Source organism: Aestuariicoccus sp. MJ-SS9, from assembly GCF_032586235.1.
GTDB lineage: Bacteria > Pseudomonadota > Alphaproteobacteria > Rhodobacterales > Rhodobacteraceae > Aestuariicoccus.
In genome coordinates this window covers 1-1,026 of the sequence record NZ_JAWHTD010000126.1, presented here as the reverse complement: position 1 = coordinate 1,026, position 1,026 = coordinate 1, and the positions used below count along the sequence as shown (strand labels likewise).

Here is a 1,026-nt window from a genome sequence, read left to right as displayed (position 1 = left end):
AGATCATCCGCGTGGCATGATCTCAGCGGGGAAAGGGGCAATCACGCCTCAAGCCCTAGTTCTGCAACAACGCCATCTCACTTCTTCATTAAGTACTTACCGCCGAACACGCCCCACAGAACAGCCAGGCCACATCCGATCATAAGAAACGGAGCCAGTGGCCAAGGGATTTTGAATAGCTCCCACAAGCCCCCGACGAGGAACATCAGACCAACGACAATCCAAAAGCCCTCGATTTTCAGGTTTAGGCGCAAACGAACTACCGCCTCGCCAAAGATGATAGCGGCGATACCGATCGGACCCCATGCCCAACCGAAATCAAACAAGAACGCAAAACCGACCCAAATCAGGAAAAGAGCCCATCCGACAGCATCAAGCTTTTGGGACAGTCTTTCTTGCTCATCCGCCATAGGATGATCTTCATGGCGCTCTTGTTCACCGGTCATCGCATTTGCCTCATGTCAATGCAGCCCCAGTCCGGACGGACTAAGTACCTCGTCACGTTGACTGCTGTTTGCCGTGAAATTGAGTCCCGATCTTGCGTATAAAGCTCCCCATCATCAGCATCATCCCGCCAAGCAGGATCAATGCCGCTGCGATGAGCCAAACAAGAATTCTGGGCTCAATTACAACAAGAACGCCAAGCACGATGAAGAGTAGCCCAGGCAAAACCGTGGCAACGCCCGATGGAGGCTTCTTCATCATGCCTTCGCACGCCTTTGCCATCGGACATGTCGGTAAAGGTGTTGTCGATTGCTCTGGCATATCTCCCTCCTTTCCCTCTGAGACTAACAATAGCCGCGCTCTGTGCTTCAATGCATTGATATGGGTCAAAAGGATTACGCATCGCCCGCAATCACACTAAGGCTCTCACACCTGGAACAGGTCCATCAAGGTGGGGCTCGCCGGACGCTCTCTTCACTTCGTGAATCCATGCCGTTAGACGCGCTGTATGAACAAGCCATCACCCGCCCGCTATCGCACCACGAACTGGTCCAGCTACAACGCATCGTTGCGCGCGCGGGG

At 53.6% G+C, this 1,026-nt stretch carries 2 protein-coding genes; both read right to left on the bottom strand.

Annotated elements, in window-relative coordinates; all coding sequences use genetic code 11:
• Positions 1–77: 77 nt before the first annotated feature.
• Positions 78–446 carry a hypothetical protein gene (locus RXV88_RS23570; RefSeq protein WP_316296179.1) on the bottom strand — a complete coding sequence of 123 codons (369 nt, stop codon included), beginning with the start codon at positions 444–446 and terminating at the stop codon, positions 78–80.
• Positions 447–498: 52 nt separating this feature from the next.
• Positions 499–765, bottom strand: coding sequence for a hypothetical protein (locus RXV88_RS23565; protein ID WP_316296177.1), 267 nt, complete (start codon positions 763–765; stop codon positions 499–501).
• Positions 766–1,026 lie beyond the last annotated feature (261 nt).

Bases quoted from the DNA above. Each gene is read 5' to 3' on its own strand.
- RXV88_RS23570 (WP_316296179.1), bottom strand. From the start codon at position 446: ATGACCGGTGAACAAGAGCGCCATGAAGATCATCCTATGGCGGATGAG.
- RXV88_RS23565 (WP_316296177.1), bottom strand. From the start codon at position 765: ATGCCAGAGCAATCGACAACACCTTTACCGACATGTCCGATGGCAAAG.